The 24,774-nt window shown below is 72.3% G+C and carries 24 protein-coding genes and 1 riboswitch; of the genes, 10 read left to right on the top strand and 14 right to left on the bottom strand.

Annotated features, from left to right (window positions below; genetic code table 11):
- Nucleotides 1–125 precede the first annotated feature (125 nt).
- From ABZ738_RS06215 to ABZ738_RS06195, 5 genes are all read right to left on the bottom strand, one after another.
- The gene (locus ABZ738_RS06215; RefSeq protein WP_357211471.1) at nt 126–2,105 is read right to left on the bottom strand and encodes an ATP-binding cassette domain-containing protein; all 1,980 of its coding nucleotides are present in this window, start codon (nt 2,103–2,105) and stop codon (nt 126–128) included.
- A 227-nt stretch (nt 2,106–2,332) separates the two neighbouring features.
- Complete coding sequence (locus ABZ738_RS06210) at nt 2,333–3,331, bottom strand: glycosyltransferase (RefSeq protein ID WP_357211469.1); 999 nt, start codon at nt 3,329–3,331, stop codon at nt 2,333–2,335.
- Nucleotides 3,332–3,347: 16 nt separating this feature from the next.
- Complete coding sequence (locus ABZ738_RS06205; RefSeq protein WP_131056141.1) at nt 3,348–3,683, bottom strand: YnfA family protein; 336 nt, start codon at nt 3,681–3,683, stop codon at nt 3,348–3,350.
- Nucleotides 3,684–3,765: 82 nt separating this feature from the next.
- On the bottom strand, nt 3,766–4,143 hold the full coding sequence (locus ABZ738_RS06200) for a sensory rhodopsin transducer (protein ID WP_176092433.1): 378 nt from the start codon (nt 4,141–4,143) through the stop codon (nt 3,766–3,768).
- A complete protein-coding gene (locus tag ABZ738_RS06195) occupies nt 4,143–5,360 on the bottom strand; it encodes a D-arabinono-1,4-lactone oxidase (protein WP_357211466.1) in 1,218 nt (405 codons plus the stop codon). Before ABZ738_RS06195 ends, ABZ738_RS06200 begins: the two co-directional genes overlap by 1 nt.
- 113 nt (nt 5,361–5,473) lie before the next feature.
- Here ABZ738_RS06195 and ABZ738_RS06190 point away from each other — a divergent pair, with 113 nt between their 5' ends.
- Nucleotides 5,474–7,273 (top strand): glycoside hydrolase family 15 protein, encoded by a 1,800-nt coding sequence (locus tag ABZ738_RS06190; protein ID WP_131056146.1) that lies wholly within the window; start codon nt 5,474–5,476, stop codon nt 7,271–7,273.
- A 254-nt stretch (nt 7,274–7,527) separates the two neighbouring features.
- A complete protein-coding gene (locus ABZ738_RS06185) occupies nt 7,528–8,325 on the top strand; it encodes a zf-HC2 domain-containing protein (RefSeq protein ID WP_357211462.1) in 798 nt (265 codons plus the stop codon).
- Between the two features lie 198 nt (nt 8,326–8,523).
- Here the strand turns inward: ABZ738_RS06185 and ABZ738_RS06180 are convergent, their stop codons facing one another.
- From ABZ738_RS06180 to ABZ738_RS06160, 5 genes are all read right to left on the bottom strand, one after another.
- Nucleotides 8,524–9,105, bottom strand: a complete 582-nt coding sequence (locus ABZ738_RS06180; protein ID WP_131055030.1) for a sigma-70 family RNA polymerase sigma factor — start codon at nt 9,103–9,105, stop codon at nt 8,524–8,526.
- Between the two features lie 118 nt (nt 9,106–9,223).
- Nucleotides 9,224–9,397: a CsbD family protein gene (locus ABZ738_RS06175; protein WP_131055032.1), complete on the bottom strand. Its 174-nt coding sequence runs from the start codon at nt 9,395–9,397 to the stop codon at nt 9,224–9,226.
- Between the two features lie 42 nt (nt 9,398–9,439).
- A complete protein-coding gene (locus tag ABZ738_RS06170) occupies nt 9,440–11,725 on the bottom strand; it encodes a heavy metal translocating P-type ATPase (protein WP_131055034.1) in 2,286 nt (761 codons plus the stop codon).
- A 10-nt stretch (nt 11,726–11,735) separates the two neighbouring features.
- The gene (locus ABZ738_RS06165; RefSeq protein WP_131055036.1) at nt 11,736–12,713 is read right to left on the bottom strand and encodes a hypothetical protein; all 978 of its coding nucleotides are present in this window, start codon (nt 12,711–12,713) and stop codon (nt 11,736–11,738) included.
- A 25-nt stretch (nt 12,714–12,738) separates the two neighbouring features.
- The gene (locus tag ABZ738_RS06160) at nt 12,739–12,948 is read right to left on the bottom strand and encodes a cation transporter (RefSeq protein ID WP_131055038.1); all 210 of its coding nucleotides are present in this window, start codon (nt 12,946–12,948) and stop codon (nt 12,739–12,741) included.
- Between the two features lie 117 nt (nt 12,949–13,065).
- Here ABZ738_RS06160 and ABZ738_RS06155 point away from each other — a divergent pair, with 117 nt between their 5' ends.
- From ABZ738_RS06155 to ABZ738_RS06145, 3 genes are all read left to right on the top strand, one after another.
- Entirely contained in the window at nt 13,066–13,362 is a 297-nt protein-coding gene (locus ABZ738_RS06155) for a metal-sensitive transcriptional regulator (RefSeq protein ID WP_117230386.1), read from the top strand.
- A 416-nt stretch (nt 13,363–13,778) separates the two neighbouring features.
- Entirely contained in the window at nt 13,779–15,158 is a 1,380-nt protein-coding gene (locus tag ABZ738_RS06150; protein ID WP_357211457.1) for a YibE/F family protein, read from the top strand.
- 166 nt (nt 15,159–15,324) lie between these two features.
- Nucleotides 15,325–15,456: riboswitch (cyclic di-AMP (ydaO/yuaA leader) on the top strand.
- A gap of 3 nt (nt 15,457–15,459) precedes the next feature.
- The gene (locus ABZ738_RS06145) at nt 15,460–16,476 is read left to right on the top strand and encodes a hypothetical protein (RefSeq protein WP_131057347.1); all 1,017 of its coding nucleotides are present in this window, start codon (nt 15,460–15,462) and stop codon (nt 16,474–16,476) included.
- 83 nt (nt 16,477–16,559) lie between these two features.
- On the opposite strand, the gene ABZ738_RS06140 is transcribed toward ABZ738_RS06145, so the two are convergent.
- Entirely contained in the window at nt 16,560–17,258 is a 699-nt protein-coding gene (locus ABZ738_RS06140) for a carbonic anhydrase (protein ID WP_131057345.1), read from the bottom strand.
- A 195-nt stretch (nt 17,259–17,453) separates the two neighbouring features.
- Here ABZ738_RS06140 and ABZ738_RS06135 point away from each other — a divergent pair, with 195 nt between their 5' ends.
- From ABZ738_RS06135 to ABZ738_RS06120, 4 genes are all read left to right on the top strand, one after another.
- Entirely contained in the window at nt 17,454–17,789 is a 336-nt protein-coding gene (locus ABZ738_RS06135; RefSeq protein ID WP_131057343.1) for a MarR family winged helix-turn-helix transcriptional regulator, read from the top strand.
- A gap of 89 nt (nt 17,790–17,878) precedes the next feature.
- Nucleotides 17,879–18,304, top strand: coding sequence for a hypothetical protein (locus tag ABZ738_RS06130; protein ID WP_357211455.1), 426 nt, complete (start codon nt 17,879–17,881; stop codon nt 18,302–18,304).
- Between the two features lie 203 nt (nt 18,305–18,507).
- Nucleotides 18,508–19,299, top strand: a complete 792-nt coding sequence (locus tag ABZ738_RS06125) for a hypothetical protein (RefSeq protein WP_357211453.1) — start codon at nt 18,508–18,510, stop codon at nt 19,297–19,299.
- 124 nt (nt 19,300–19,423) lie between these two features.
- On the top strand, nt 19,424–20,602 hold the full coding sequence (locus ABZ738_RS06120; protein ID WP_357211451.1) for an AI-2E family transporter: 1,179 nt from the start codon (nt 19,424–19,426) through the stop codon (nt 20,600–20,602).
- Between the two features lie 2 nt (nt 20,603–20,604).
- Here ABZ738_RS06120 and ABZ738_RS06115 read toward each other — a convergent pair whose 3' ends face one another.
- On the bottom strand, nt 20,605–21,279 hold the full coding sequence (locus tag ABZ738_RS06115) for a dienelactone hydrolase family protein (RefSeq protein ID WP_357211448.1): 675 nt from the start codon (nt 21,277–21,279) through the stop codon (nt 20,605–20,607).
- Nucleotides 21,280–21,414: 135 nt separating this feature from the next.
- On the opposite strand from ABZ738_RS06115, the gene ABZ738_RS06110 reads away from it, so the two are divergent.
- Nucleotides 21,415–21,594 carry a hypothetical protein gene (locus ABZ738_RS06110; RefSeq protein WP_131053168.1) on the top strand — a complete coding sequence of 60 codons (180 nt, stop codon included), beginning with the start codon at nt 21,415–21,417 and terminating at the stop codon, nt 21,592–21,594.
- A gap of 44 nt (nt 21,595–21,638) precedes the next feature.
- On the opposite strand, the gene ABZ738_RS06105 is transcribed toward ABZ738_RS06110, so the two are convergent.
- Both ABZ738_RS06105 and ABZ738_RS06100 read right to left on the bottom strand, forming a co-directional pair.
- On the bottom strand, nt 21,639–24,014 hold the full coding sequence (locus ABZ738_RS06105; RefSeq protein WP_357211445.1) for a glycosyl hydrolase family 65 protein: 2,376 nt from the start codon (nt 24,012–24,014) through the stop codon (nt 21,639–21,641).
- Nucleotides 24,011–24,760 (bottom strand): beta-phosphoglucomutase family hydrolase, encoded by a 750-nt coding sequence (locus ABZ738_RS06100; RefSeq protein WP_357211443.1) that lies wholly within the window; start codon nt 24,758–24,760, stop codon nt 24,011–24,013. The genes ABZ738_RS06105 and ABZ738_RS06100 overlap by 4 nt, the downstream gene beginning before the upstream one ends.
- Nucleotides 24,761–24,774 lie beyond the last annotated feature (14 nt).

The following is a 24,774-nucleotide window of genomic DNA, read 5'->3' as shown; positions in this document are numbered from 1 at the left end:
CGGGTTTCCGGTGGTGACCGCCCGGGTGACCAACACCGACGGTCGGGCGCTGGCCATGACCGGCAGCCTGCGCCCTTCCGCGTTCACAGAGGGGCGAAAATGGCTGAACCAGACATTCGGAAAGGTCAGGACTCGGTGCTGCCCGGGGCCGACGTGGCCGGCGGTCGCGGGCCCGGCAGCCGGTCGACCGGACCGTACCCGGCCGCCTGAAGGGTGAACAGGTCGGCGTAACGGCCGGCGGCGGCCATCAGTTCGTCGTGGGTGCCGGCCTCGACCAGGCGACCGTGGTGCAGCACGAAGATCCGGTCGGCGTGCCGGACGTTGGCCAGCCGGTGCGTGATGAGGATCGTGGTCGCCCGCCCCTGCCGGTCGCGGATCGCCTGGAACAGTGCGTCCTCCGCTCTCGGGTCGAGCGCCGAGGAGGGCTCGTCCATCACCAGCAACTCCGCATCGCGCAGGAAACCACGGGCGGCGGTGATCCGCTGCCACTGACCGCCGGAGAGGTCCTGCCCGTTGGCGAAGGTCCGGTCGAGCAGCGTCTCGTACCCGTACGGCAACTCGCGGATCATCTCGTCGGCGACCGCACGGGCCGCCGCCGCCTCGATCCGGTCCTGCCGGACCTCGCCCTCGATGTCGCCGATGGCGATGTTCGTGGCGGCGGTGAACGGCCACTTGTGGTACTCCTGCGTGACCACGGCGATCCGACCGCGCAGGCCGTCCCGGTCCCACTCGGTCAGCGCCCGCCCGTTCCACCGGATCGTCCCCTCGGTGGGGGTACGCAGGGAGGCGATCAACGCGGCGAGAGTGCTCTTGCCGGAACCGTTCTCCCCGACGAACGCCACGGTCTGCCCCGCCCGGACGGTCAGCGTCACCCCGTCGACGGCCAGGTCGTCCCGCTCCGGGTAGCGCAGGCTCACCCCGTCGACGGTCAACTCCCGCAACCGCTCCGGCGGCACGGCGTCCACCGCCTCCGGCAGGTACCCGGCGGCCCGCGTCATGAAGCCGGTGTAGTCGCGGAAGTGCTGACCCTCGGTGTAGACCCGGTCCATCTGGAAGGTCACCACGGAGAGCGAACGCTGCGCCGCCTGCACCGCGATCACACACGTCGCCGCGGCGGCGAGCGGGATCTGCCCGTCGATGAGCAAGAGGCCGAGCAGGACGTAGACCAGACCGGTGGCGACACCGCCGACGAGCGACCCCACCGTGGTGGTCGTGGTGACCCGGCGGGCCAACGCGAGCTGGATGTCGGTCTCCACCCCCATCACCCGGTCGTGCTGGTCGAGCAGGAACCGGCGCAGCCCGTACGAGCGCAGCTCCGGTGCCGAGTCCCGTTCGGCCATCAGCCGGTGCAGCAACCACATCCGCCGTCGCCGCACCGAGCCGGCGATGTAGGTCCGGTAGTGCAGGTGTCCGGCGCGCAGCGACGCCCAGGCGTTCGGCACCGTCGCGACCAGCAACGCCAGCAGCAACAACGGGTGGACCACCACCACGGCCACGGCCACCGCCACCACGCCGACGAACCCGGCGAGCAGGTTCATCGAGGCCGGCACCAGACTGACCGCCGAGTCGGTGCCCCTCGACGCCCGTTCCATGTCGTCGGCGAACGCGTCCGCGTCGAACGCCTCCAACCGCACCGCCGTGGTCACCTCGAACAGGCCCCGCTCCACCTCCCGGCTCACCCGGGGCGTCAGCCCGTTCAACGCGTACCCGGTGGCGATCGCCATGCCGGACCGCGCTGCGGTCGCCGCCGCCAGCACCGCGAGCGCCGGCAGCGCCGCCACCACCTTGTCCCCGGTCGGCCCACCGGCGAACAGCTCCACCAGCACCCGCTGCGTCGCCAGCAGCCCGAACGCCGACATCACCCCCGCGCCGACCGTCGCCACGGCCACCACCGAGGTACGCAGCCGGTCCGCCCGCCAACTGATCCGCAGCGCCGCCCAGACCAGCTTGGGAAGTTCGGCGAAGACGGCGAACAGGCCGGCCTCCGTCCGGGCCCGCATCCCGGTCTCCCACCACATCGTCCGCAGCTCGGGCAGCACCGACTCGGTGGGCACCGGCGTGGAGCGCGGAGGGCGGACACGACGTCGGGTCGGGGTGACGGCCATGGGCGTACCTCCTGGGGCGGTGACGGCGCGGCGCCCCGTCGCGCGCCGGACGAGGACCACCGACTTCGTCGCTGAAGGCGTTCGGACCGCTACCTATGGTCACTGCGACGGTGTCGCCGGTCCAGCCCCTGTCGGCGTGCCGACCCACCCGCGATGTCGGCGGCGCGGCCTCCGGCCGGGGTCGACGACGCGGCACCGTCCGGCCGGATCGCCGACGCGCGCTCGGGTCAGGCGTACTCAGGGAGTCGCCGCGCCACCTCGGTCGGCCCCGGCATCGCGGCGATCTCCCGGGCCAGCGCGGCGGCGGCCTCACGATGCGCCGACCGGCGCGGCAGCAGGCGCGCGGCCTGCTCGGCGACCGCCTCGGCGGACACCTCGTCGGGCCGCAACCGCAGCCCCGCACCGGCGGCCACCACGGCGTCGGCGTTGGCGAACTGGTCGGCGCCCTGCGGGAGGATCAGTTGCGGCAGACCGGCGGTGAGGGCACCGAGCGTGGTGCCGCTGCCGCCGTGGTGCACCACCAGGTCCGCCTGGGGCAGCACCTCCGCCTGCGGCACCCACTCCCGCACGACCACGTCGGCCGGTACGACGCCGATCTCCTCCACCGGCACCCGCCCGGCGGCCACCACCACCCGGGCCCCCAGCCGAGCCAACCCGGCGACGGCGGTCGTCACCAGGTCAGCGGTCCCGAAGGCGGTCCCGAAGGTCAGATAGACCAGCGGCCCTGACCTGTCGTCGTCCCAGGTCGGCGTCGGTCCCGGTGCCGAGAACGGGACGGGCCGCAGGACGATCCGCTCGGCCGTCGCGGCGAACGTGGCGTCCTGCAACGACGGTGGGCAGATGTCCAGGTGCGGCCGCCCGGGTGCGTCGGCGATCGCGGTCGGCGACTCCAGGCCGATGTGCGGCGGGAACATCCGGCCGAAGCCGTGCCAGAGCCCGGGAACCCCGGCCCGCGCGGCGGCGACGGCCGCCCCGGGTACGCCCCAGCCGTGCACCACCAGATCCGGCGCCAACCGCTCCAGTTCCGGTGCCAGGTCTTCGGCGTACATCTCGTAGAACGTGTCGGCGGGACGGAACGGTCGTAGTCCGTTCGCGGCCAGCGGGGCGTGCACCGCCTCCCCGGCGGCGAAGTGCACCTCGTGCCCGGCCTCGCGGGCGGCGACGGCCAGCGGGATCATCGGGTAGGCGTGACCGATCGAGGCCAGGCTGGCGAAGATCAGACGCATCGAGGTCTCCTACTCGTCAGGCGCCGCGCGGGGCGTACATGATCACGGCCACGCCGAGCAGGCAGATCGCCGCGCCGGTGACGTCCCACCGATCCGGCCGGAACCCGTCGAAGATCATGCCCCACGCCAGCGAACCGGCGACGAAGACGCCACCGTAGGCGGCCAGGATGCGCCCGAAGTTCGGGTCCGGCTGGAAGGTGGCGACGAAGCCGTACGCCCCGAGGGCGAGCACCCCGGCGGCTACGAACCACAGTCCGCGATGCTCCCGCCAGCCCTGCCACACCAGCCAGGCCCCGCCGATCTCGGCGATGGCGGCGAGCACGAACAGCAGCACGGAACGCAGCACGGTCACGGGCCGCACCCTACCCGGATGTAAGCAGGGGACCCCTGCTACGCACCAGGCGTTAGTACGGGTCCCTTCCTTACATCCCGGCCTACCCGGCCGGATGGGCCATGGTGCCGGTGAGCGTGACGGTGCCCGGGAGACGGGAGTCCTGCCGCAGGAACTGCACCACCACCGGCTCCGAGGCGTGCACCACGCAGCCGTACGGGCGGTCCAGGCGGACGGCCTCCGGATCGATCAGGTCGTTGACGCGGACGTGCCGGATCCGTCGGGCACCGACGACGAAGCGGTACGGGCCGACCGGCTCGGCGTCCTCGTAGTAGAAGGTGAGCGTGAGCCGGGCGTCGGCGTCGGTGGTGTTGAGGACGCAGATCTTGTCGAAGCTGGTGAACTCCGGTTCGGGTCCGTTGCTGTCGAGCGGGATGTGTCCGCCCGGCACCACCCAGACGAGTCCACCGAGCTGCCCCATCACGCCTCCTCAAGCAGTCGGGCCAGGTCGGGGGTGAGGAACACCCCGTCCGGGTCGAGTCGACGCCGTGCCTCCCGGAAGTCGTCCCAGTGCGGGAAGAGGGGGCGCAGTTCCCGTGCGGTCAGCCAGTGCTTCTTGCCCCAGTGCGGTCGGCCACCGTACTGCCGGAAGATCGCCTCCATGTCGCGGAAGTACTCCTCGTACGGCAGCGAGGTGTTCTGCAGGCAGGCGATGGTGGTGGTGGGGCGGTCGTACGCGTTGCTGAGCCAGATGTCGTCGGCGGCGATGGTCCGCACCAGCACCCGCCACCCCACGACGCGCCGGTGCCGGTTCAGGATCCGCTTGCGGACCTCGGCGAAGCAGGACGTGAACGCCTCGGCCGGCAGCATGTACTCGATCTCCTCGAAGCGCAGGTCCCGGTCCTGTGGGATGGTCCGGTGGGTCGGGCCGATCTCCAGTTCGAGGGGTTCGGTCCACGGGGTCGACTCCAGCGCCTGGCGGGCCACCCACATCTGCCCCTCCGGCAGGTCGTCGGCGCGGTTCATGGTGCGGATCTGGGTCAGGTCGCTGCGCGGGTACCAGTAGAAGTCCATGTTGCGGTTGGTGTGCTGCAACTCGGCCAGGTGGTCCAGGGTCCAGTCGACCGGCGCGCACCAGGCCCGTCGGCGCAGTTCGTAGCGGGGCTGCGCGTGAATGGTGATCTTGGTGACCACGCCCAGGGCACCGAGCGACAGCCGCGCGGCGGGCAGCAGCTCGGCGTTGCTGGTCGGCGAGATGTCCAGCGTTTCGCCGGTGCCGGTCACCAACCGCACCCCGGTGACCTGAGTGGAGAGGTTGCCGAAGCGGACGCCGGTGCCGTGCGTACCGGTGGCGGTGGCGCCCGCGATCGACTGGTAGTCGACGTCGCCGAGGTTCTCCATCGCCAGACCGGCGTCGTAGAGGCTCTCACCGAGCGCCTTCAACCGGGTGCCGCCCCAGACCGTGAACTGGTCATCGTCCTGGTGGACGACCCCGGCGAGCCGGTCCAGGCTGACCAGCGTCCCGTTGGTGCGGACCAGTGGACTCGACGAGTGCCCCGAGCCGACCGGCCTCAGGTGGGTGCCGGACTCGCGGGCCCGCAACACCAGGTCGCGTACCTCGTCCTCGTCGGCCGGCTCGGCGTTGCCACCGGGGGTGAAGGAGAGGCTGCCGGACCAGTTCACGAACGGCTGGGGCATCACGACCTCTTCTCCGTGGCGAGCGGGGCGCTTACCCGGCCGCGAGCTGGGTATTCATGAACCAAACCCGTGTCGAACGAGCAATTCGGCAACCACGTCCTACCGGAGCTGCGATGACCTATCCCCCGATCGACTCGTACGCCTTTCTCTCCGACACCCACACCGCCGCGCTGGTCGCCGCCGACGGCGCGGTCGAGTGGTTCTGCGTGCCGCACTTCGCCGGTGACGCCGTCTTCGCCCGCCTGCTGGATCGTGAGGTCGGCGGCGCGCTCGACCTCACCGTGGCCGGATGCGCCGCCCCGACCCGGCGGTATCTGCCCGACACGCTGGTGCTGGAGAGCCGGTGGTCGACGCCCGACGGGGTGGCGGTCGTCAAGGACTTCCTCGCGGTGGCGCCGGGCGACGACGCCCAGCCGCTACGCGCGGACAAGGTGCTGGTGCGCCGGGTGACGGTGGAGGAGGGCACGGTCCGGCTGGACGTGCGGATCCGGCCCCGGCCCGACCACGGCGCCCGCGACACCACGTGGGAACAGGTCGACGGACGCTGGCGGGCCGCCGACACCCCGCTCTGGGTCGACACCGACCTGCCGGCCGAGAGCGCCGACGGGGTGCTGCGGATCGAAGCGGAACTCTCCGCCGGCCAGGAGGCGGCCGTGCTGGTCGGCTACGACGAGGACGCCACCCGGGACGTCGACGCCGACGAGATGCTGGCGCGTACCTGCCGGACCTGGCAGGAGTGGTCCACCCGCAGCGACTACGCCGGCTTCGGCGCGGACGAGGTCCGGCACAGCGCGCTGGTGCTGCGCGGGCTCGCGTTCGACGAGACCGGCGCGTTGATCGCCGCGCCGACCACCAGCCTCCCCGAGCACATCGGCGGGGTCCGCAACTGGGACTACCGGTACGCCTGGCACCGGGACTCGGCGCTGCTGCTGCTCGCGTTGTTCCGCCTCGGGCACGCCGAGGAAGGTCGACGCTACCTGCACTTCCTGATCTCCGTCTGCTCCGGTGACCTGCTCACGCCGCTGATCGGCATCCACGGCCACATCGACGAGGAACGCGAGCTGGAACACCTGGAGGGGTACGCCGGCTCCCGGCCGGTCCGGGTCGGCAACGAGGCCGTCGAGCAGGTGCAGTTCGACACGTACGGGCACATCCTGGATGCCGCGCTGGTGTACCACGAGCTGACCGGCGAGCTGACCCAGGAGCAGTGGGAGTTGCTCCGCAAGCACGTCGAGGTGATGGCCGACCGGTGGAGCGAGCCGGACCACGGCATCTGGGAGATCCGTGGACCGCGCCAGCACTACGTCAACGCCAAGGTGATGACCTGGGTCTGCCTGGACCGGGGCATCCGGCTGGCCGAACTGCTCGACGACCGGACGGCGGACGTCGCACACTGGCGTACGGCTCGCGACGCGGTCCACGCCGAGGTGCTGGAACGCGGCTACGACCCAGAGGTCGGCAGCTTCGTGATGGCGTACGGCTCCACCGAGCTGGACGCCTCCCTCCTGCGCATCCCGCTGGTCGGTTTCCTGCCCGGCGACGATCCCCGGATGCAGTCCACCATCGACCGGATCCGGCAGGAGTTGGAGATCGGCCCCGCCCTGGTGCGCCGCTACCGGGCCGACGACGGGCTGCCCGGCGAGGAGGGCGCGTTCCTGCTCTGCTCGTTCGAGCTGGTCTCGGCGCTGGTGCTGGCCGGTCGACGGGACGAGGCCCGCAAGGCGTTCGACCAGCTCCTCAGCTACGCGGGCCCGCTCGGTCTGTACGCCGAACAACTCGACCCCGACGGCACCGCGCTGGGCAACTATCCGCAGGCGTTCACGCACCTGGCCCTGATCGAGGCGGCGATCAACCTCGACGAGGCCGGCGACCGGGACGCCCTGCACGCCTGGGCCGCCCGGGGCGGCTCCTGACCCCGACCACGGTGCAAGGAAGGGTCCCCTGCTAACGCCTCGTGCATAGCAGGGGACCCTTCCTAACCGCCAAAGCCGAAACGAAACCCAAGCCGGAAGCGAGCCGGAACCGGAGCCGGAAGCGAGCCGGAACCGGAACCGGAGCCGCGCCGGAACCGACGGCCTCCTGACCCCCCGCCGCGTGTCGGAGTCCTGACCTCGGCTCTTTCGGGTTCGGCGGGAACCATGCCGGGCCCGGGAGCGACTACGGATACATGGGGTGTGAGCAGTGGCGGGAGATTCTCTCGGCGCAGTTGGACGGCGAGGCGACGACAGATGAGCAGCGCGGTGTCGATCTGCACCTGAGCAGGTGTGCCGGCTGCCGCCGGTGGTTGAACACGGCGGCGACGGTGACCCGGCGGGCGCGTACCCAGGTGGTGTCCGCGCTGCCGGACCTGACCGCGACGATCCTCGCCGCCGCACCGCCGCCGCGCCCGGGTTGGCGCGTCCGGCTCGCCGCCGTCACGTCCCGTGGCGACCTTTTCACGTCGCTGGCCGGACGTGCCCGGACGATCACCGCGCTGCGGGTGTCGCTGGGTCTGCTGGGCGCGGTGCAACTGGTGCTCGGGCTGGCGCAGATCGGCCGGGCCGAGGTGGCCGAGCACGTGCACTCCACCGGCCAACACCTGTGGCACGAGTCCGCCGCCTGGAACGTGGCGGTCGGCGCCGGTTTCCTCTTCGTCGCGTTGCGTCGGACCGCCCCGTCCGGGCTGCTGCCGATGCTCAGCGCCTTCGTGGCCACCCTGGTCCTGCTCTCGGTCAACGACCTGGTCGCCTCGCAGGTCGCCGTGGAACGGCTGGTCAGCCACGGGTTCCTGGTGGTCGGCTACCTGATCACCGTGTTGCTGGCCCGCAGCCTGCGCCGCCCCGGTGACCCGAGTGACCGGCAACGACCCGAGCGCTCCCGCTGGCGGCTGCGTCTCGACGAGATCGACGAGCCTGCTCCGCTGCGGCTGCTGCCGCCGCACTCGGCCCAGGCCCGGCACGGCCGCGACGACCGCCGCGCCGCCTGACGACGCGTCCCCACAGGGGCCGGGACGACCGCCGCAGACAGCCCCCACAAGAGCCGCGACGACCCGCGCCGCCTCAAAACGCAGCCCCCACACGGGCCGCGACAAGCGCCGCGCCGCCCGACAAGGCAGCCCCCACACGGGCCGCGACAGGCGCCGCCTGACAACGCAGCACCAACAAGAGCTGCGCCGACCGCCGCGTCAGCCGGCGGTGCCGTCCCGGCCCCGACGGAGGCGCGGGGTCGCCGTCTCCAGAGCTGCGACGAGGTCCTCGCGGGCGCGGGCCACCCGGGACCGGATCGTGCCGATCGGTACGTCACACACCTGGGCCGCCTCAGCATAGGAGAGCCCGAGCAGTTGGGTGGCGACGAACGCCTCCCGCCGTTCGTGCACGAGCCCGTCCAGCAGCCCGCGCAGCACCACCTGCTCGTCCATGGCGGCCTCGACGCCGGCCGGAGTCGCCTCGGCGGCGGACTGCCAGTCGGCGAGGTTGGCGGTGCGGGGCCGGGACACGGCTGCCCGCACCTGGTCGACGGCGACCCGTCGGGCGATGGAGAGCAGCCAGGTCCGGGCGCTGGAGCGGCCGGCGAACGAGGGCAACGCGCGCCAGGCCCGCAGGTACGTCTCCTGGACCAGGTCGTCGACGTCCCGCACGCCGGGCAGATGGGCCAGGAACCGCCGTACGTCGTGCTGCGTCGCGCGCACGAATGCGGCGGCGGCAGCCTGGTCGCCCCGCCCTGCGGCGAACGCGTACCCGCTGATGTCGTCGGTCACGGCAGTCATCGCCGTATTGGTCGCTCCGGCTCCCGGGTTGGTTCCCGACGACTTCCGAAAAATCATCGACGCACACGACACCGCCGGGCCTGAAGTGCGGCCCGGCGGTGTCGGAGGTGCGATCCGGTCAGCTCCGGAAGGCGTCCTTGATCTTCTCGCCCGCCTGCTTGATGTTGGCCTTCACCTGGTCGCCGCGACCCTCGGCCTCCAACTGCTCGTTGTCGGTGGCCCGGCCGACACCTTCCTTCACCTTGCCGGTGGTGTTCTCGGTGGTGTTGTTCAACTTGTCATCGAAGCCCATGTCAGCCTCCCGGGGTATCGGCTCATGCTCTTGCTACGCGAATCAGGTACCCAGCCGAACCGCATCGGAACCATCCTGTTTCCAAGAAATCGGTCGGAAGCGGCGCAGCCGGAGGCTGTTGGCGACCACGAAGACCGAGGAGAAGGCCATCGCCGCACCGGCGATCATCGGATTGAGCAACCCGGCGGCGGCCAGCGGCAGGGCCGCCACGTTGTAGGCGAACGCCCAGAACAGGTTCCCCTTGATCGTGCCGAGGGTGCTGCGGGCGAGCCGAATGGCGTCCACGGCGGCCAGCAGATCGTCACGGACCAGGGTCAGGTCGGAGGCTTCGATCGCCACGTCCGTGCCGGTGCCCATGGCCAACCCCAGGTCGGCCTGGGCGAGCGCGGCGGCGTCGTTGACCCCGTCGCCGACCATCGCCACCGCCCGGCCCTCGGCCTGCAACCCCGCGACCACCTCGACCTTTTCGGTCGGCAGCACCTCGGCGATCACCTCGTCGATGCCGACCTCGGCGGCGACCGCGCGGGCGACGGTGGTGTTGTCGCCGGTGAGCAGCACCGGGGTCAGACCGAGGGCGCGCAGCCGGCGGACCGCTTCCCGGCTGGTCGGCTTGACCTGGTCGGCCACCGCGAGCATGCCCCGGGCCCGCCCGGCCCATCCGACCAGCACGGCGGTACGTCCGGCCGCCTCCGCTCCGTTCGCCGCCCGCACCAGATCGTCGGGTACGTCCAGTCCCCGCTCCCGCAGCAGCCGGGATCGGCCGAGCAGCACCTCGCGGTCGTCCACGGTGCCGGTCACGCCCAGCCCCTCGACGTTGGCGAACCCGGTGACCGGCGGCAGTTCGCCCAGTTCGTCCGCGCCGGACACGACCGCCCGGGCGACCGGGTGCTCGGAGCCGGACTCCAGCGCGGCGGCCAGCCGCAGCACCACGGCCCGCTGCTCACCCTCGCCCGCGTGGACGTCGAGGAGCGTCATCCGGCCGGTGGTGACGGTGCCGGTCTTGTCCAGCACCACGGTCTCCACCCGTCGGGTGGACTCCAGCGCCTCCGGCCCCTTGATCAGTACGCCGAACTGCGCGCCCCGCCCGGTGCCGACCAGCAGCGCGGTCGGCGTGGCCAGGCCGAGGGCGCACGGGCAGGCGATGATCAGCACCGCCACGGCGGCGGTGAAGGCGGCGGTCGACCCGGCACCGGAGCCCAGCCACCAACCCAGCGTGCCGACGGCCAGGGCGATCACGATCGGGACGAAGATCCCCGAGATGCGGTCGGCGAGCCGCTGCGCGGCGGCCTTGCCGGTCTGCGCCTGCTCGACCAGCCGGGCCATCTGGGCCAGTTGGGTGTCGGCACCGACCCGGGTGGCGGTGACCACCAGCCGGCCACCGGCGTTGACGCAGCCACCGACCACGGTGTCGCCGACGCCCACCTCGACCGGCACCGACTCGCCGGTGACCATGCTGGCGTCGACCGCCGAGGAACCTTCGTGCACCGTGCCGTCGGTGGCGATCTTCTCGCCCGGCCGCACCACGAACCGGTCCCCCACGGCGAGTTCGTCGACCGGGATCCGGGTCTCCACGCCGCCGCGCAGCACGGCGACGTCCTTGGCACCCAGCTCCAGCAGCGCTCGCAGGGCCGTACCTGCCGTGCGCTTCGCGCGGGCCTCGAAGTACCGCCCGGCGAGGATGAACGCGGTGACCCCGGCCGCCGCCTCCAGATAGATGTGGCCGGTGCCGTCGGTCCGGCTGATCGCGAAGCTGAACGGATGGGTCATGCCGGGCGTGCCGGCGGTGCCGAGGAACAGCGCCCAGATCGACCAGCCGAAGGCGGCGAGCGTGCCGACCGAGACCAGGGTGTCCATGGTCGCCGCGCCGTGCCGCAGGTTGACCAGGGCGGCCCGGTGGAACGGCAGTCCGCCGTAGACCACCACCGGGGCGGCCAGCGTCAGCGACAGCCACTGCCAGTAGGTGAACTGCCAGGCCGGCACCATGGCCAGCGCGATCACCGGCACGCTGAGCACCACCGACACCCAGAGGCGGGTACGCAGCACCCGCAGCTCGTCCACCGGCTCGACGACTTCCGGCGTGTCCTGCCGGGGCGGCGGCACCGCCGCCGTGTAGCCGGTCTTCTCGACCGTGGCGATCAGCTCCTGCGGGGTGACCGGGTCGGCGTAGGTGACGGTGGCCTTCTCGGTGGCGTAGTTGACGCTGGCCTGCACGCCGTCCAGGCGGTTCAGCTTCTTCTCGATGCGGGCGGCGCAGGAGGCGCAGGTCATGCCGCCGATGGACAACTCGATCAGGTTCGCTGCCGTGGGCAGGGGTCGACTCGTGGTCATGGTTGGTCCCTCAGTCGTGCCCGTGTCCGGGCGTACCGTGCCCGTCGTCCGGTGCGGCGGTCGGACCGACCGGGTCCCCGACGCGCACCGGGTCCCCGACGTGCACGGTGAACTCGGCGGTGCGCACCACCCCGCCGTGGCGGAAGTCGAGATAGAGCCGGTACGCACCGGCGGACGGGAACTCGGTGGCGAAGCTCACCCGTGGTCCGGGCTCGGTGCGCCCGTCGCCCGGCACTCCCTCCGGGTGGACGTGCAGGTACGCCAGGTCACCCTGCCGTAGTGCGACCAGGTGCCCGTACGCCCCGAGGTACGGCTCCAGGTCCGTGACGGGTACGCCGTCGCGCGCGACGGTCAGCGTCAGCGTGGACGGGTGGCCCGGTTGTGGCGTGCCGTCCAGGGTGACCGTGTAGCCGTCGACCGTGGCGGTGCGGGCCGGTGCGGGCAGCGGACGCTCGGTCAGGGCACCGGGGACCGTCACGTCGACACCGAGTGTCAACGGCTCGCCTCCGGTCGGGGTGAAGTCGGCGAACGCCCGCCACACCCCGGGCGCGGTCAGCGGCGTGGCGACCCGCCAGGTGCCGTCGGGCGTCAGCTCGGGGTGTACGTGGCGGAAGCCGGAGAGGTCACGCCGGGCGACGATCAGATGCATCGGCTTGTCGTGCACCACGTCGTACCCGGTCACCGGCCGGCTGTCCGGGCCGGTGATCCGGAAGGCGAACTCTCCGGCCGGGGCGCCGACCGGCACCAGCGTGTAGCCGCGTTCGGAGACGAGCAGCCCGCCGGGCAGGTGCCCGGCGGCGCCCGCGTCGTGTCCGGCGTCACCGTCGTGGCCGTTCCGGGCCGGGTCGTCGCCGTGGTCCGCCGTGCCGTCGTGGCTGGTCGCGGTGACCGGGGCCGGCGGCCCGGTCACCTGGCCGACCCCGTACGCGGCGGCGAACACCGCCGCGAGGCCGAGCGCGAAGCCACTCACCTTCGTCGCCGTGTTCATCGGGACACCTCGGTCTCCGGTCGCCTCAGGCGGCGACCAACTCGAAGCCGGCCTCGTCGACTGCGGCCCGGACGGCGGCCGGGTCCAGTGGCTGCTCGCTGGTGACGGTGACCTCGCCGCTGGCCAGGTCGACCCGGACGTCGTCGACGCCGGGGAGCGCGCCGACCTCGGTGCTGACCGCGTTGACGCAGTGGCCGCAGGTCATGCCCTGCACCTGGTACGTGGTGGTGACCATGGCAACTCTCCTCTCCAGGCCCGTCAACCCGGGCCGGGCACCCCGTCGAATACCCTCGGGGGGTATCTACAACCGTGACCGTACCATACCCCCCAGGGGTACGTTATCCTCGTGTTCATGAGCACACCCGCGCCGATCCGCGGCTACACCGCCAGCAAGGACCAACTGCTCGCCCGACTACGCCGGGTCGAGGGGCAGGTACGCGGCGTCGAGAAGATGGTCGACGAGGATCGCTACTGCATCGACGTGCTCACCCAGATCTCCGCGATCCAGGCCGCCCTGGACAAGGTCGCCCTCGGCCTGCTCGACGGGCATGCCCGGCACTGCATGCACGAGGGCGCCGCCGAGGGCCGCGCCGACGAGATGGCCTCCGAGATGATGGCCGCCGTCGGCCGTCTGATGAAGCGCGGCTGACCCGCCCCACCAGCACGCCCGCCTCGGGTGTCGGCTCCGACGCCCGGCATCCGACACACGCTCGCGACCTGCGTTCCGATGCCGACCTGGCTACCATTCGCCACGATGGCCAGCCGATCCGGAGACCTCCCGGCCCCCGCCCGCCGTCGGGCACGCACCACCGCCGCAGCAGCCCTCCGGCGGCCCGCCGCCATACCCCCACGGGGTGCCGGCAGTCCAGCCGCAGCCCTGCTGCGGCCCGACCGCCCCGCCGCAGCCCTGCTGCGGCTGCCGAGAGCCGGCCCCACCCTCACGGTACGCAGCCATCCTGCCACGCTCGGGCCATTCCGGATGCCCGCCGCCGTGGCCGACCGGCGGCGCTGAACCATCTCGCCCGCCGGTACGTAGTTCGCCTTGGAATCGTTGGGAGACAATGAATGGGCGCCGACCACACCCGTTCCGCTCCGCCCACCCCACCCCGGGTGCGGCGGATCCTCATCGTGACGGTGGTCCCCCTCTTCCTCGCCACCCTGGTCGCCGCGCTCGTGCTCTGGCCCTCGGACCCGCCCCGGCCCGAGGCCGCCGACGACCTGCCCCGATACCACGGCACGGTCACGCGGGTGGTGAACGAGCCCTGTCCACCGAACCCGGTCGTGCCCGAGGGCACCCCGACCACGGCCGGGCAGCAGTGCGGCACGGTCACCGTGCGGGTCGACAGCGGCCCGGACGAAGGTCAGGACGTGCAGGCGCCGTTGCCGGACGGGCCGGGGGCACCCCGGGTCAGCGTCGGCGACGCGATCATCCTGGTCTCCCTGATCGATCCCGAGGATCCCTCGATCAGCACCTACAACATCGCCGAGCACCAGCGGGGCAAGCCGCTGATCTGGCTCGCGGTGCTGTTCGCCGCCGCCATCGTGGCCTTCGGACGGCTGCGCGGCCTGGCCGCGCTGGGCGGCCTGGCGGCCAGTTTCGCCATCCTGCTCACCTTCGTGCTGCCCGGCATCAGCGCAGGCCAGCCGCCGCTGGTGGTGGCCATCGTCGGCGCGGCACTGATCATGTTCGTGGTGCTGTACCTGACGCACGGCATCTCGGCACAGACCTCCGTGGCCGTCCTCGGCACGCTCGGCAGCCTGGTGCTCACCGGCCTGCTCGGGCTGGCCGCCACCCGGGCCACCCACCTGACCGGTTTCGGCAGCGAGGACGCCACCACGCTCTCCATGTTCCGGGGCGACGTCGACCTGCACGGCCTGCTGCTCGCCGGCATCATCATCGGCTCGCTCGGCGTGCTCGACGACGTCACGGTGACCCAGGCCGCCGCGGTGACCGAACTGCGGCACGCCAACCCGAGCTTCACCCGCCGGGAGCTGTACCGCTCGGCGACCCGGGTCGGCCGGGCCCACATCGCCTCGGTGGTGAACACCATCGTGCTGGCGTACGCGGGCGCGTCGCTGCCGCTGCTGCTCCTGCTCACCGCCGACACCCGCGCGCTCGGCCAGATCGTGACCAGCGAGTTCCTCACCCAGGAGATCGTCCGCAGCGTGGTGGCCACGCTCGGGCTGGTCGCCGCCGTACCGCTGACGACCGCCCTGGCCGCGCTGGTGGTCACCGCCGGGCGGCGGGACACGCCGGAGCCCGGCGGACCCGGCGGCCACGACGACGGGCCGGACGGCGACGGCCCCACCCCACCGACTCCCCGGCCCGGCTCGGACCGGTCCGAGGCACTGCACGCACTCAGCACCGCGCGTGCGCGTGACACATCCCCCGCCACCGGTTCGCGGTGGCCCGATCCGGACAGGAGCACGGACACCACATGGTGACACCCCGCAGCGTGACCGCCCCTGCCGACACGGTTCGTGCCCGTGTCGTTGGTCACCCATCGCGATTACGAAATGACGCATCTAGTCAGGTTCGGGGCGTAGAGACCGACATGGACTCTCGGGTAACCTCACTGCCGGTCACCGCCGAAGGCGCGCAGCGGCGCCTGCGGTGCCACCGCCCAATCGCCGCGAGGCGAGCCGGGGACCCAGGTAGGTGGGGTGAATCCGCGTCAGCGGTAGGGGCCACTTCCGTTCCGAACCCGTCAGCTAACTCGGTCGGCGGTCGATGGAAGGGAAAGAAGTGACGGCACCCCTACGCCGCTGGATGACCCCCGTGGTGGCCGTGTTCGCCGCGTTCGCCGTGTTCGCCGGACCTCTGCCGGCCATGGCCGCGCCGAACCCACCCAGCCCCGCCGAGCACGACGACGACCCGCCGATGCTCAACGACCTGATCGAGTCGGCCAACCGCGACTTCTCCAAGGCCAAGAACCAGCTGGAGAAGTCCAAGAAGCGGCAGCTCAAGCTCGACGTCGAGTTGCGTCGCGCACAGGCCGACCTCGAAGCGCTCAGGCCGCAGGTCGCCGAGATCGCGACGCAGTCGTACCGGACCGGCCGGGTCGGTGCGATAGCGATGTTGTTGCAGAGCAACGCCCCGGACTCGTTCATGGACCGCGCCTCCGCCCTCGACGAGTTGAACCTGTTCAACGACAAGAAGTTGGGCGAGGTCAACGCGATCCGGGAGCGCGCGGACCGGGCCAAGCTCGCGTCCGACGCCGAGGTCCGCGAGCAGCAGAAGCTGACCAACGACATGGCGCGTAAGAAGACCGAGGCGGAGAAGTCGCTCCGCCTGGTCGGTGGCGAGAGCCTGACCGGTGGCCTGGTGGCCGCCACCTCACCGGTCGCCCGGGTGGCACCGAACCGCGCGTCCGACGGGAGTTGGAAGGCGGAGTCGTGCAACCAGAACGACCCGACCACGTCGGGCTGCATCACGCCGCGCACGCTGCACATGTACAAGGAGGTCAAGCGGGCCGGCTTCAACCGCTTCGTCGGCTGCTGGCGGCCCGGTGACAAGTTCGAGCACCCGAAGGGCCGGGCCTGTGACTGGTCGTTGCAGAACAGCGGGTTCAGCCCCTGGCACAACGACGACACCCGGATCTACGGCAACAACCTGGCGGCCTTCCTGGTCCGCAACGCCGACCGGCTCGGCATCTACTACGTGATCTGGAACCGGCAGATCTGGTTCCCGACCGAGAACCGGTGGCGGTCCTACAGCGGCCCGTCCAACCACACGGACCACGTACACGTGTCGCTGCTCTGAGCAGCGTCCCGGCGACCTGAGAGGGCCGCTCCGCCGTCTGGCGGAGCGGCCCTCGTCGTCCGTGTCCGTGGGCGGCCCGAGGGTCAGCCCACCGGAGTGACCACGCCCGCCATCTCGGCGGGTTCCGCCGCGACGGTCCGCACCTCACCGGCGGCCAGTCGGTAGGACATGCCCACCACCGCGCACCCGCCGGCGGCCACCTCGGCGGCCAACGCCTCGGAGGACTCCAGCATCGCCTCGACGGTCTGCGCGATGTGGATGTCGACGATCGCGTCCAGGTCGTCGATCCCCGCCCGCTCGGCCCGGCGCAGGCTGGGCACCACCGCGTCCACCACGGCACGCAGGTGGCCCGTCGGCGCGGTCCCGGTGGCCGCCGCGGCACGGGCCGCCTGGACGGCACCGCACGAGTCGTGCCCGAGCACCACCACCAGCGGGGTACGCAGCACGCTCACCGCGTACTCGACGCTGCCCAGCACCTCGGGGCCGATGGTGTGGCCGGCGGTGCGGACCACGAAGAGATCACCCAACCCACGGTCGAAGATGATCTCCGCAGCCAACCGTGAGTCGGAGCAGCCCACGATCACCGCGAAGGGGTGCTGCTCGGCGGCGACGGCGGCCCGGTGGCTGGCGTTCTGGTTGGGGTGCCGGAGCGTGTCGCTGACGAAGCGGCGGTTTCCGGCGACCAGTTCGGCGAGGGCGCGCTCCCGCGAGCCGGGAAGGTCAGCGGTCAGGTACTCGCGTTCGGGACCGGGCTGCGCTCCGATCGTTCCGGGTCGACTCATCCGGCGTCACCTCGCCTCTCGGTGGAATGCCTGGTCATCCCGGCCGGCGCTGGCCACGGGCTGCCACCAACCGTCACACGCAGCGCAAGGCGCGTCAAGCTATGCGTGATCTGCATTTCATGTATTCCAGAACGCTTGCCAACCGGCGCGGGCGGGTGCGGGCGCAGCCCGAGTACGTCAGGGGCAGGCCATACGATGGCGGGCATGGCGACCTCAGACGAGCGAGAAAGCACCCGGAACTGGACTTTCTTGACAAACCACGCGCACGTGCTGCTCGCCATCGCCCGCAACCCCACCGCCCGGCTGCGCGACGTCGCCGGTGAGGTCGGGGTCACCGAACGCGCCGCCCAGGCGATCGTCGCCGACCTGGAGGCGGGCGGCTATCTGCACCGCACCCGGGTCGGCCGCCGCAACGAGTACACCCTCAACCCGGCCGGGCGGTTCCGTCACCCGGCGGAGGCCGACCGCCACATCGGCGACCTGCTCGCCCTCTTCACCGACGCGCCCTCGACCGCGAGCGGCGATCGCTGACCGTCCACAGTCGACGACGTGGCGTGGTTCACCGACCCGACGGGGGCTGCGCCAATGCGTTCTCCGCACCGAAACGATAGGTTGGACACGTGTCGTCCGCCGTGCTCGCCCGTCCCCTGTGGCCGGCGACGCTGCGTACGCTGCGGGAGCTGACCCGGCTGGCACTGGCCGCCCTCGTGGTGGCGGTCGGCCTCGGCACGGCCGTCGCCGACCTGCCACTGCGCCCGACCGACGACCAGCCGACCCATGCCGTCGCCGACCATCGCGCCTGGTCCGTCACCGCCGACGTGCCGACCTGGCCGGGCACGGTCGCACCGGTCACCGAGCACGTGCGGGCGTCCGCCGCGCTGTCGACGTCGCCGACGCAGCCCACGGCGCCGACCGCGCCGCCGGCCCACCGCGAGCCCGCCGCCGAGTCCGGCTCGGCCGGCACCACCACGGTCCACCGGCCCGCCGCGCTGCGGCTCGCCGTCGGCCACGGCGAGCCGCCCCGTCGCGGTCCACCGACGGCCTGACCGACGGCCCGCCCCCAGGACGCCCTCCGGCCCGCGCCCGTCCGCCGACCCGGCCCCGACCTCGATCCCGACCGACCGTCGCCGAGCGTCCCGGGCACACCGCCGTCGCGGACCCGTCCGGCCCCGCCGCCGTCCTGTCGCCGCCCTCGGCGACCACAGACCTTGCCCAGTCGACGACCCTCATCCGACCGCGAGAGGTGTTGATGATGCGAACCGCTCTCTCCTACGTCCTGCCCGACGTCCCCCGGGCCGCCGTGATCTGGCTGACCCTGCTGGGCGTGGTGATCCTGGCCATCGCCGCCCTGCTGCTGCGCCCCCGACGACTCCTGCGCTTCGACGCGGGCGCCCGGATCCGCGAGGCGGCACTGCCGAGTCGCACCGAGCACACCGAGGAACAGCGCGACCAGGACCGCTGGGCGGAGGAGGTCGCCGTCGCCGCCGACCGCGCCGACGCCACGGCCCGCCGCCGCCGCGAGGAGTGGCTCGCCGCGCAGGACGAGGCCGAACAGGCGTGGCAGGCGTACGAGACGGCGGAGGCGGACGTCCGCCGACTCACCGCTGCCACCGGCATGCCGCTGCCGCAGACCCCGCGCACCCCCGCCGAGTACGCCGACCGGGAGCGCTGGCTGCACCGGGCGGCGATGGAGGCGTACTGGCGGCGGGAGCTGTCGGTGGAACAGCTCAGCGACGTCTTCGCCCACCGGGGCTGGGACCCGCGGCGGCACCCGGTCGAGCAGGAGCTGGCGCTCCGTCGGGCGGTACGCGACCACCTGTTCGCACGCCAGCAGACGGCCCACGCCCAGGAGCAGGAGCGCTGGCGGGCCGCCGAGCTGGCCGTCGCCGCAGCCCGCAGCCTGCGCGACGAGGCGCTCTCGGCACTGCTGCCAAAGTTCGAGGAACGCGAGTCGGTGCTGCCGTTGACCGCGCTGGGTGGGGTCGAGCAGACCCGCGAGATGCCGACCGTGGTGCGCGGCCGGGCGGCTGCCGCGTACTGACCGGGTCTGCCGCGACAGGCAGATAGCGCGAACCTCCTCCGGCCCGTCGGGCGGGAACCTAGCGTGGGACCGGTGTCGGACGGACACCGGCCGGGTACGACCTCGCCGGGAAGAGGAGGCCGACGTGGTCGCACGGGGTGACGGGCGTAAGCCCGAGGAGTCGACGCGGCGGAGTGCCGGGCCGAGACAGACCTGGGCGGCTCTGCCCTGGCTGGTGCGCACGGCGGTGGTCTGGAGCGCCTGCCTGGTGGTGATCGCCGCCGGTCTCTACCTGCTGGCCCGGATCACGATGCTGGTCACGCCGCTGGCCATCGCGCTGGCCGTCACCTTCTTTCTGGCCGCACTGCTCGACCCGGTCCAGCTCGCGTTGCGCCGGCTTCGCCTGCCCGCCGCACTGGCCGCGCTGCTCACCGTCCTGCTCCTGCTCGGCGTCCTGTCCGGCGTGGGCGTGCTGGTCTGGAACATGACCGCGGGCCAGTTCAGCGAGTTGGGCGACGAGTTGCGGCAGGGCCTGGAACGCAGCCGCGACTTCGTCACCTCCACGCTGCCGGTCACCGACGCGCAGCTCGACGGCCTCGTCGACCAGCTCCGCCAGGCAGTCAGCCAGCAGGAGGTCGACCCGGTCGCCAGCGCGCAGACGGTGGCCGAGGTGTTCGGCTCCGTCCTGCTCGCCCTGGTGCTGCTCTTCTTCCTGCTGAAGGACGGCCGGTCGATGTGGCACTGGACGTTGCGCCGGGCGGGCGGGCCGAACCGGGAGATCGCCGCCAGGGCGGGTCGGGTCGGCTGGCGCACGCTCGGCTCGTACAGCCGGGGCACCATGCTGATCGCGGCGATCGACGCCATCGGCATCGGTCTGGCGCTGGTGCTGCTCGGTGTGCCGCTGGCCTTCCCGTTGGCATTGATCACGTTCATCGGCGGGTTCGTGCCGATCATCGGCGCCACCGTGGCCGGCGCGGTCGCGGTGCTGGTGGCGCTGGCGGCCAACGGCCCCACCACCGCCCTGCTCACTCTGGGCGCGGTGATCGCCGTCCAGCAGATCGAGGGCAACCTGCTCGAACCGCTGATCATGAAGCGGCAGGTCCGGCTGCACCCGGTGGTGATCCTGCTCGCGGTCACCGCCGGCACGCTCATCGCCGGCATCGCGGGCGCCTTCGTCGCGGTCCCGATCGCCGCCGTCGTCTGGCGGGTCGTCGACAGCGTGCAGCAGCAGCGTCAGGCCGCTGCGGCGGAGCGACGCTGGACCAGGATCATCCGGGGGCGGACGGCGCAGTCCCGTGCCCGCAGGACGGTCCGCAAGGTCTGACCTCAGCCCGACGCCGGGACCGGCTGGGGACGCAGGTGGTCGCGGAACCAGCCGGCCGCCGCCTCGGCCACCTGTTCCAGCGTCCCGGGCTCCTCGAACAGGTGCGTCGCGCCGGGCACCACCCGTAGGTCGGTCGGCGCGGCCATCCGGTCCCGGGCCTGCTCGTTGAGCGTGATGACCTGCTCGTCGAGGCCACCGACGAGCAGCAGGGTGGCGGCGCGCACCTCGCCCAGGGCGGCTCCAGCCAGGTCGGGTCGGCCGCCCCGGGACACCACGGCGTGGACCATGTCGGGCCGCCGCGCCGCCGCGATCAGGGCGGCGGCGGCACCCGTACTGGCGCCGAAGAGACCGATCGGCACCGCGCCGAAGGGCCGCGCGGCGGCCAGCCAGTCCAGGGTCGCGACCAGCCGGTCGGCCAGCAGCCCGATGTCGAAACGCAGCTCGGCGGTGACCGCGTCCACCTCGTCCTCGGCCCGGGTGAGCAGGTCGACCAGGACGGTGCCGAGCCCGTCGGAGGTGAGCCGGTGGGCGACCGAGACGTTGCGGGGGCTGTGCCGGGAACTGCCGCTGCCGTGCGCGAACAGCACCGCACCGGACGTGCCGGTCGGCACCAGCAGGTCGGCCGAGAGCTCCACCTGACCCGCCGGGATCGTCACCTCGCCACCGCGTACGTCCATCTCGCCTCCCGGTCCCTCGCATACCCCGGCGGGCGGACCGCACGCGCGTTTGTGTCCGGCGGCGGCGGGTAGCCGACGGAGGACCGCAGACGGACCGGCGCCCGTGGCGTCGGCGAGCAGATCGCGAGGACCGTCATGCCGCATCACCACCGTGAGCCCGTGCAGAAGGCCGCCGATCGCGAGCGGAACGAACAGGACACCCGGCGCGGACGGGACTGGGCGGACGAGGCGGCCCAGGCACGTGACGCCGACGATCCCCGGGCGAGGGCACCGCACGACGCCACCGGCCGCCCGTCCCAGGGCGAACCGATCTGAACGGTCCGCGTCGACCGGCGGTCCGCCGGTCGACGCGGTGCGTCTCAGGTGGGAGTTTCCGGGAGCCGGAGCAGTGGTGCCCGGCCCGGAGCCTGCTCCGGCGGCGGCAGGTCGTCGGCGGCCGGCGGGATCGGTACGGTGACCGCCTCGTCGCAGGTGACCCGGATCGACGTGCCGTAGTGCCGGACCTCCATCGACGCGTCGTTCGCGGCGTGGTGCAGCGAGTACGTCGTCTCGTGCGGACGCACGTCGACCCGTAGCCGCATCCCGCACCACTGGAGCGAGAAGGCCAACCGGCTCAACCCGCTCGACAGGCGCGGCGCGAACGACGGCACCCCGTCATGGTCCCGAAGGCCCCCGAAACCACCGACCAGCGCGATCCACGCCCCGGCGAGGGAGGCCATGTGCACCCCGTCGCGGGTGTTCTCGTTCAGGTCGTGCAGGTCCATCAGCGCGGCCTCGCGCAGATAGCTGTGCGCCAGCTCGGTGTAGCCGACCTCGGCCGCCAGCACCGCCTGCGTGCAGGCGGAGAGCGAGGAGTCCCGGACGGTACGCCGCTCGTAGTAGAGGAAGTTGCGCAGCTTCTCCTCGGGCGTGAACGCGTCCCCGCGCCAGTGCATCGCCAGCACCAGGTCGGCCTGCTTGACCACCTGCTTGCGATACAGGTCGAAGTACGGGTAGTGCAGCAGCAGCGGGTACTTGTCCGACGGGGTGTCGGCGAAGTCCCACTCCTGGAGCCGGGTGAAGCCCTCCACCTGCTGATGCACGTCGATCTCGTCGTCGTACGGGATGTGCATGGCCGAGGCGGCGTCGCGCCAGGCGGCGGCCTCCTCGTCGGTGACACCGAGATGGAACGCCTCGTCGCGGTAGCGCATCGCCACCTCGGCGGCGGTCTGGAGGTTCCGCTGCGCCATCAGGTTCGTGTAGATGTTGTCGTTCTTCACGGCGGTGTACTCGTCCGGGCCGGTCACCCCGTCGATGTGGAACTGGCCGTTACGGTCGTGGTGCCCGAGCGACCGCCACAACCGGGCGGTCTCCACCAGCAGGGTCAGCCCGATCTCCCGCTCCAGTTCGCGGTCACCGCTGACCAGCACGTACCGGCGCATCGCGTCGGCGATGCCGGCGGCGATGTGGAACGCGGCCGTGCCCGCCGGCCAGTAGCCGGACGACTCCGGCCCCTCGATGGTGCGCCAGGGGAAGGCCGCACCCTGGAGGTTGAGTGTCCGGGCCCGCTCGTGTGCCTGCTCCAACGTGGAGAACCGCCAGTACAGCGCGTCCCGCACCGCCGCCGGATGGGTGTACGTGAGCACTGGCAGCACGAACATCTCGGTGTCCCAGAACGCGTGGCCGTCGTACCCGGGACCGGTGAGCCCCTTGGCGCTGATCGGCCGACGTTCCGCGCGGGCACCGGCCTGGAGCACGTGGAACAGCCCGAACCGGACCGCCTGCTGCACCTCCGGATCGCCCTCGACCTCCACGTCGGCGGCGTCCCAGAACTCGTCGAGATACTCCCGCTGCTCGCGGACCAGCCCGTCCCAGCCGTCGAGTCGCGCGGCGGCGAGCGCGGCACCGACCTGGTCCCGCAGGGCCGGCAACGACCGGCGGCTGGACCAGCCGTAGGTCAGGTACTTCACCACTCGGAGCGTCTGACCCGGCTCCAGCACGCAACCGATGGTGGTCCGCACCCAGTCCTCGTACCCCTCGGACTCCACGGTGGTCCGCGCGGGCGAGTCGACCTCGTGTTCCATCGCGGCGGCGACCCGCAGGCCGGACACCTTGGTCCGGTGGATCAACAGCCCACCGTCCTCCGTGGTCAGCTCCTCCTCGGCCTCCAACGGAGACTCCAGCACGGCGGCGACCCGGGGGTCGCGGCTCTGCGGCGGCAGCGTCTCGTTGGCCACCAGCTCCGACTGGACGATCAGCCGCAGCGGCTTGCCGTCGGCCACCGCCACCTCGTAGCGGATGGCGGCCACCGAACGCTGCCGGAAGGAGACCAGCCGGGTGGTGTTCACCCGCACCTCGCGCCCGGCCGGCGAGCGCCAGTGCAGGGAGCGGTGCAGCGTCCCGGCCCGCATGTCGAGCACCCGCTCGTGGGCGAGCACCTCGCCGTACCGGACGTCGAGCGGCTCGTCGTCGACCAGCAGCCGGATCAGCTTGCCGTTGGTGACGTTGACGATGGTCTGGCCGGACTCCGGAAAACCGAAACCCGCCTCCGCGTACGGCAGCGGGCGCAACTCGTAGAACGAGTTGAGGTAGGTGCCGGGCAACCCGTGCGGCTCGCCCTCGTCCAGGTTGCCACGCAACCCGACGTGCCCGTTGGAGAGGGCGAAGACCGACTCGGACTGGGCGAGCACGTCCATGTCGAGGCGGGTCTCCCGCACGTGCCACGGCTCGACCGGGTACGCCCGCTCCCGGATCATTCGTGCCGCCCGGTGAGCAGGTCAGCGAGGTCGGCGACCACCACGTCGGCGCCGTGCGCGCGCAACTCGTCGGCCTGACCCGCCCGGTCCACCCCCACCACGTACCCGAATCCGCCGGCCTTCCCGGCCGCGACACCGGCCAGCGCGTCCTCGAACACCACCGCGTTCGCGGGATCGACGCCGAGCAGCTTCGCCCCGGCGAGGAAGGTGTCCGGCGCGGGCTTGCCGCGCAGCCCTTCGGCCCGTGCGGTCAGCCCGTCCACCCGGGCCTCCAGCAGCGGTTCCAGCCCGGCCACGGCCAGCACGTCCCGGCCGTTGGCGCTGGCGGTGACCACCGCCCGACGCAGCCCCGCGTCGCGTACCGCCTTGAGGTACGCCACCGAGCCCGGATAGACGTCCACACCGGCGGTCCGCATCCGTTCCAGCACCAGCGTGTTCTTGCGGTTCCCCAGGCCGTACACGGTCTGCGCGCCCGGCGGGTCCTCCGGCGTTCCCTCCGGCAGCGTGATGTCCCGTGAGGCGAGGAAGGTGCGTACGCCGTCCAGGCGGGGCCGCCCGTCGACGTAGCGGTGGTAGTCCGGACCCGGGTCGAACGGGCGGAAGGGCTCACCGGTGGAGGCCGCGTGCCGCCGCAGGAAGTCGTCGAAGGTCTCGGTCCAGGCGGCGTTGTGCAGCCGGGCGGTCTGCGTCAGCACACCGTCCAGGTCGAAGAGACAAGCGGTCACATGGTCAGGCAGGCCGAGCACCGTACCAATCTATC

Source organism: Micromonospora sp. NPDC047793 (assembly GCF_040642635.1).
In the GTDB taxonomy this organism is placed as follows: Bacteria; Actinomycetota; Actinomycetes; order Mycobacteriales; family Micromonosporaceae; genus Micromonospora.
This window is presented reverse-complemented; position numbering and strand designations above follow the sequence as displayed.

Excerpts from the sequence above, each read along its gene's own strand:
- ABZ738_RS06215 (WP_357211471.1), bottom strand. The coding sequence starts at position 2,105 with ATGGCCGTCACCCCGACCCGACGTCGTGTCCGCCCTCCGCGCTCCACG.
- ABZ738_RS06210 (WP_357211469.1), bottom strand. The coding sequence starts at position 3,331 with ATGCGTCTGATCTTCGCCAGCCTGGCCTCGATCGGTCACGCCTACCCG.
- ABZ738_RS06200 (WP_176092433.1), bottom strand. The coding sequence starts at position 4,143 with ATGGGGCAGCTCGGTGGACTCGTCTGGGTGGTGCCGGGCGGACACATC.
- ABZ738_RS06195 (WP_357211466.1), bottom strand. The coding sequence starts at position 5,360 with ATGCCCCAGCCGTTCGTGAACTGGTCCGGCAGCCTCTCCTTCACCCCC.
- ABZ738_RS06190 (WP_131056146.1), top strand. The coding sequence starts at position 5,474 with ATGACCTATCCCCCGATCGACTCGTACGCCTTTCTCTCCGACACCCAC.
- ABZ738_RS06185 (WP_357211462.1), top strand. The coding sequence starts at position 7,528 with ATGGGGTGTGAGCAGTGGCGGGAGATTCTCTCGGCGCAGTTGGACGGC.
- ABZ738_RS06180 (WP_131055030.1), bottom strand. The coding sequence starts at position 9,105 with ATGACTGCCGTGACCGACGACATCAGCGGGTACGCGTTCGCCGCAGGG.
- ABZ738_RS06175 (WP_131055032.1), bottom strand. The coding sequence starts at position 9,397 with ATGGGCTTCGATGACAAGTTGAACAACACCACCGAGAACACCACCGGC.
- ABZ738_RS06170 (WP_131055034.1), bottom strand. The coding sequence starts at position 11,725 with ATGACCACGAGTCGACCCCTGCCCACGGCAGCGAACCTGATCGAGTTG.
- ABZ738_RS06165 (WP_131055036.1), bottom strand. The coding sequence starts at position 12,713 with ATGAACACGGCGACGAAGGTGAGTGGCTTCGCGCTCGGCCTCGCGGCG.
- ABZ738_RS06160 (WP_131055038.1), bottom strand. The coding sequence starts at position 12,948 with ATGGTCACCACCACGTACCAGGTGCAGGGCATGACCTGCGGCCACTGC.
- ABZ738_RS06155 (WP_117230386.1), top strand. The coding sequence starts at position 13,066 with ATGAGCACACCCGCGCCGATCCGCGGCTACACCGCCAGCAAGGACCAA.
- ABZ738_RS06150 (WP_357211457.1), top strand. The coding sequence starts at position 13,779 with ATGGGCGCCGACCACACCCGTTCCGCTCCGCCCACCCCACCCCGGGTG.
- ABZ738_RS06140 (WP_131057345.1), bottom strand. The coding sequence starts at position 17,258 with ATGAGTCGACCCGGAACGATCGGAGCGCAGCCCGGTCCCGAACGCGAG.
- ABZ738_RS06135 (WP_131057343.1), top strand. The coding sequence starts at position 17,454 with ATGGCGGGCATGGCGACCTCAGACGAGCGAGAAAGCACCCGGAACTGG.
- ABZ738_RS06125 (WP_357211453.1), top strand. The coding sequence starts at position 18,508 with ATGATGCGAACCGCTCTCTCCTACGTCCTGCCCGACGTCCCCCGGGCC.
- ABZ738_RS06115 (WP_357211448.1), bottom strand. The coding sequence starts at position 21,279 with ATGGACGTACGCGGTGGCGAGGTGACGATCCCGGCGGGTCAGGTGGAG.
- ABZ738_RS06110 (WP_131053168.1), top strand. The coding sequence starts at position 21,415 with ATGCCGCATCACCACCGTGAGCCCGTGCAGAAGGCCGCCGATCGCGAG.
- ABZ738_RS06105 (WP_357211445.1), bottom strand. The coding sequence starts at position 24,014 with ATGATCCGGGAGCGGGCGTACCCGGTCGAGCCGTGGCACGTGCGGGAG.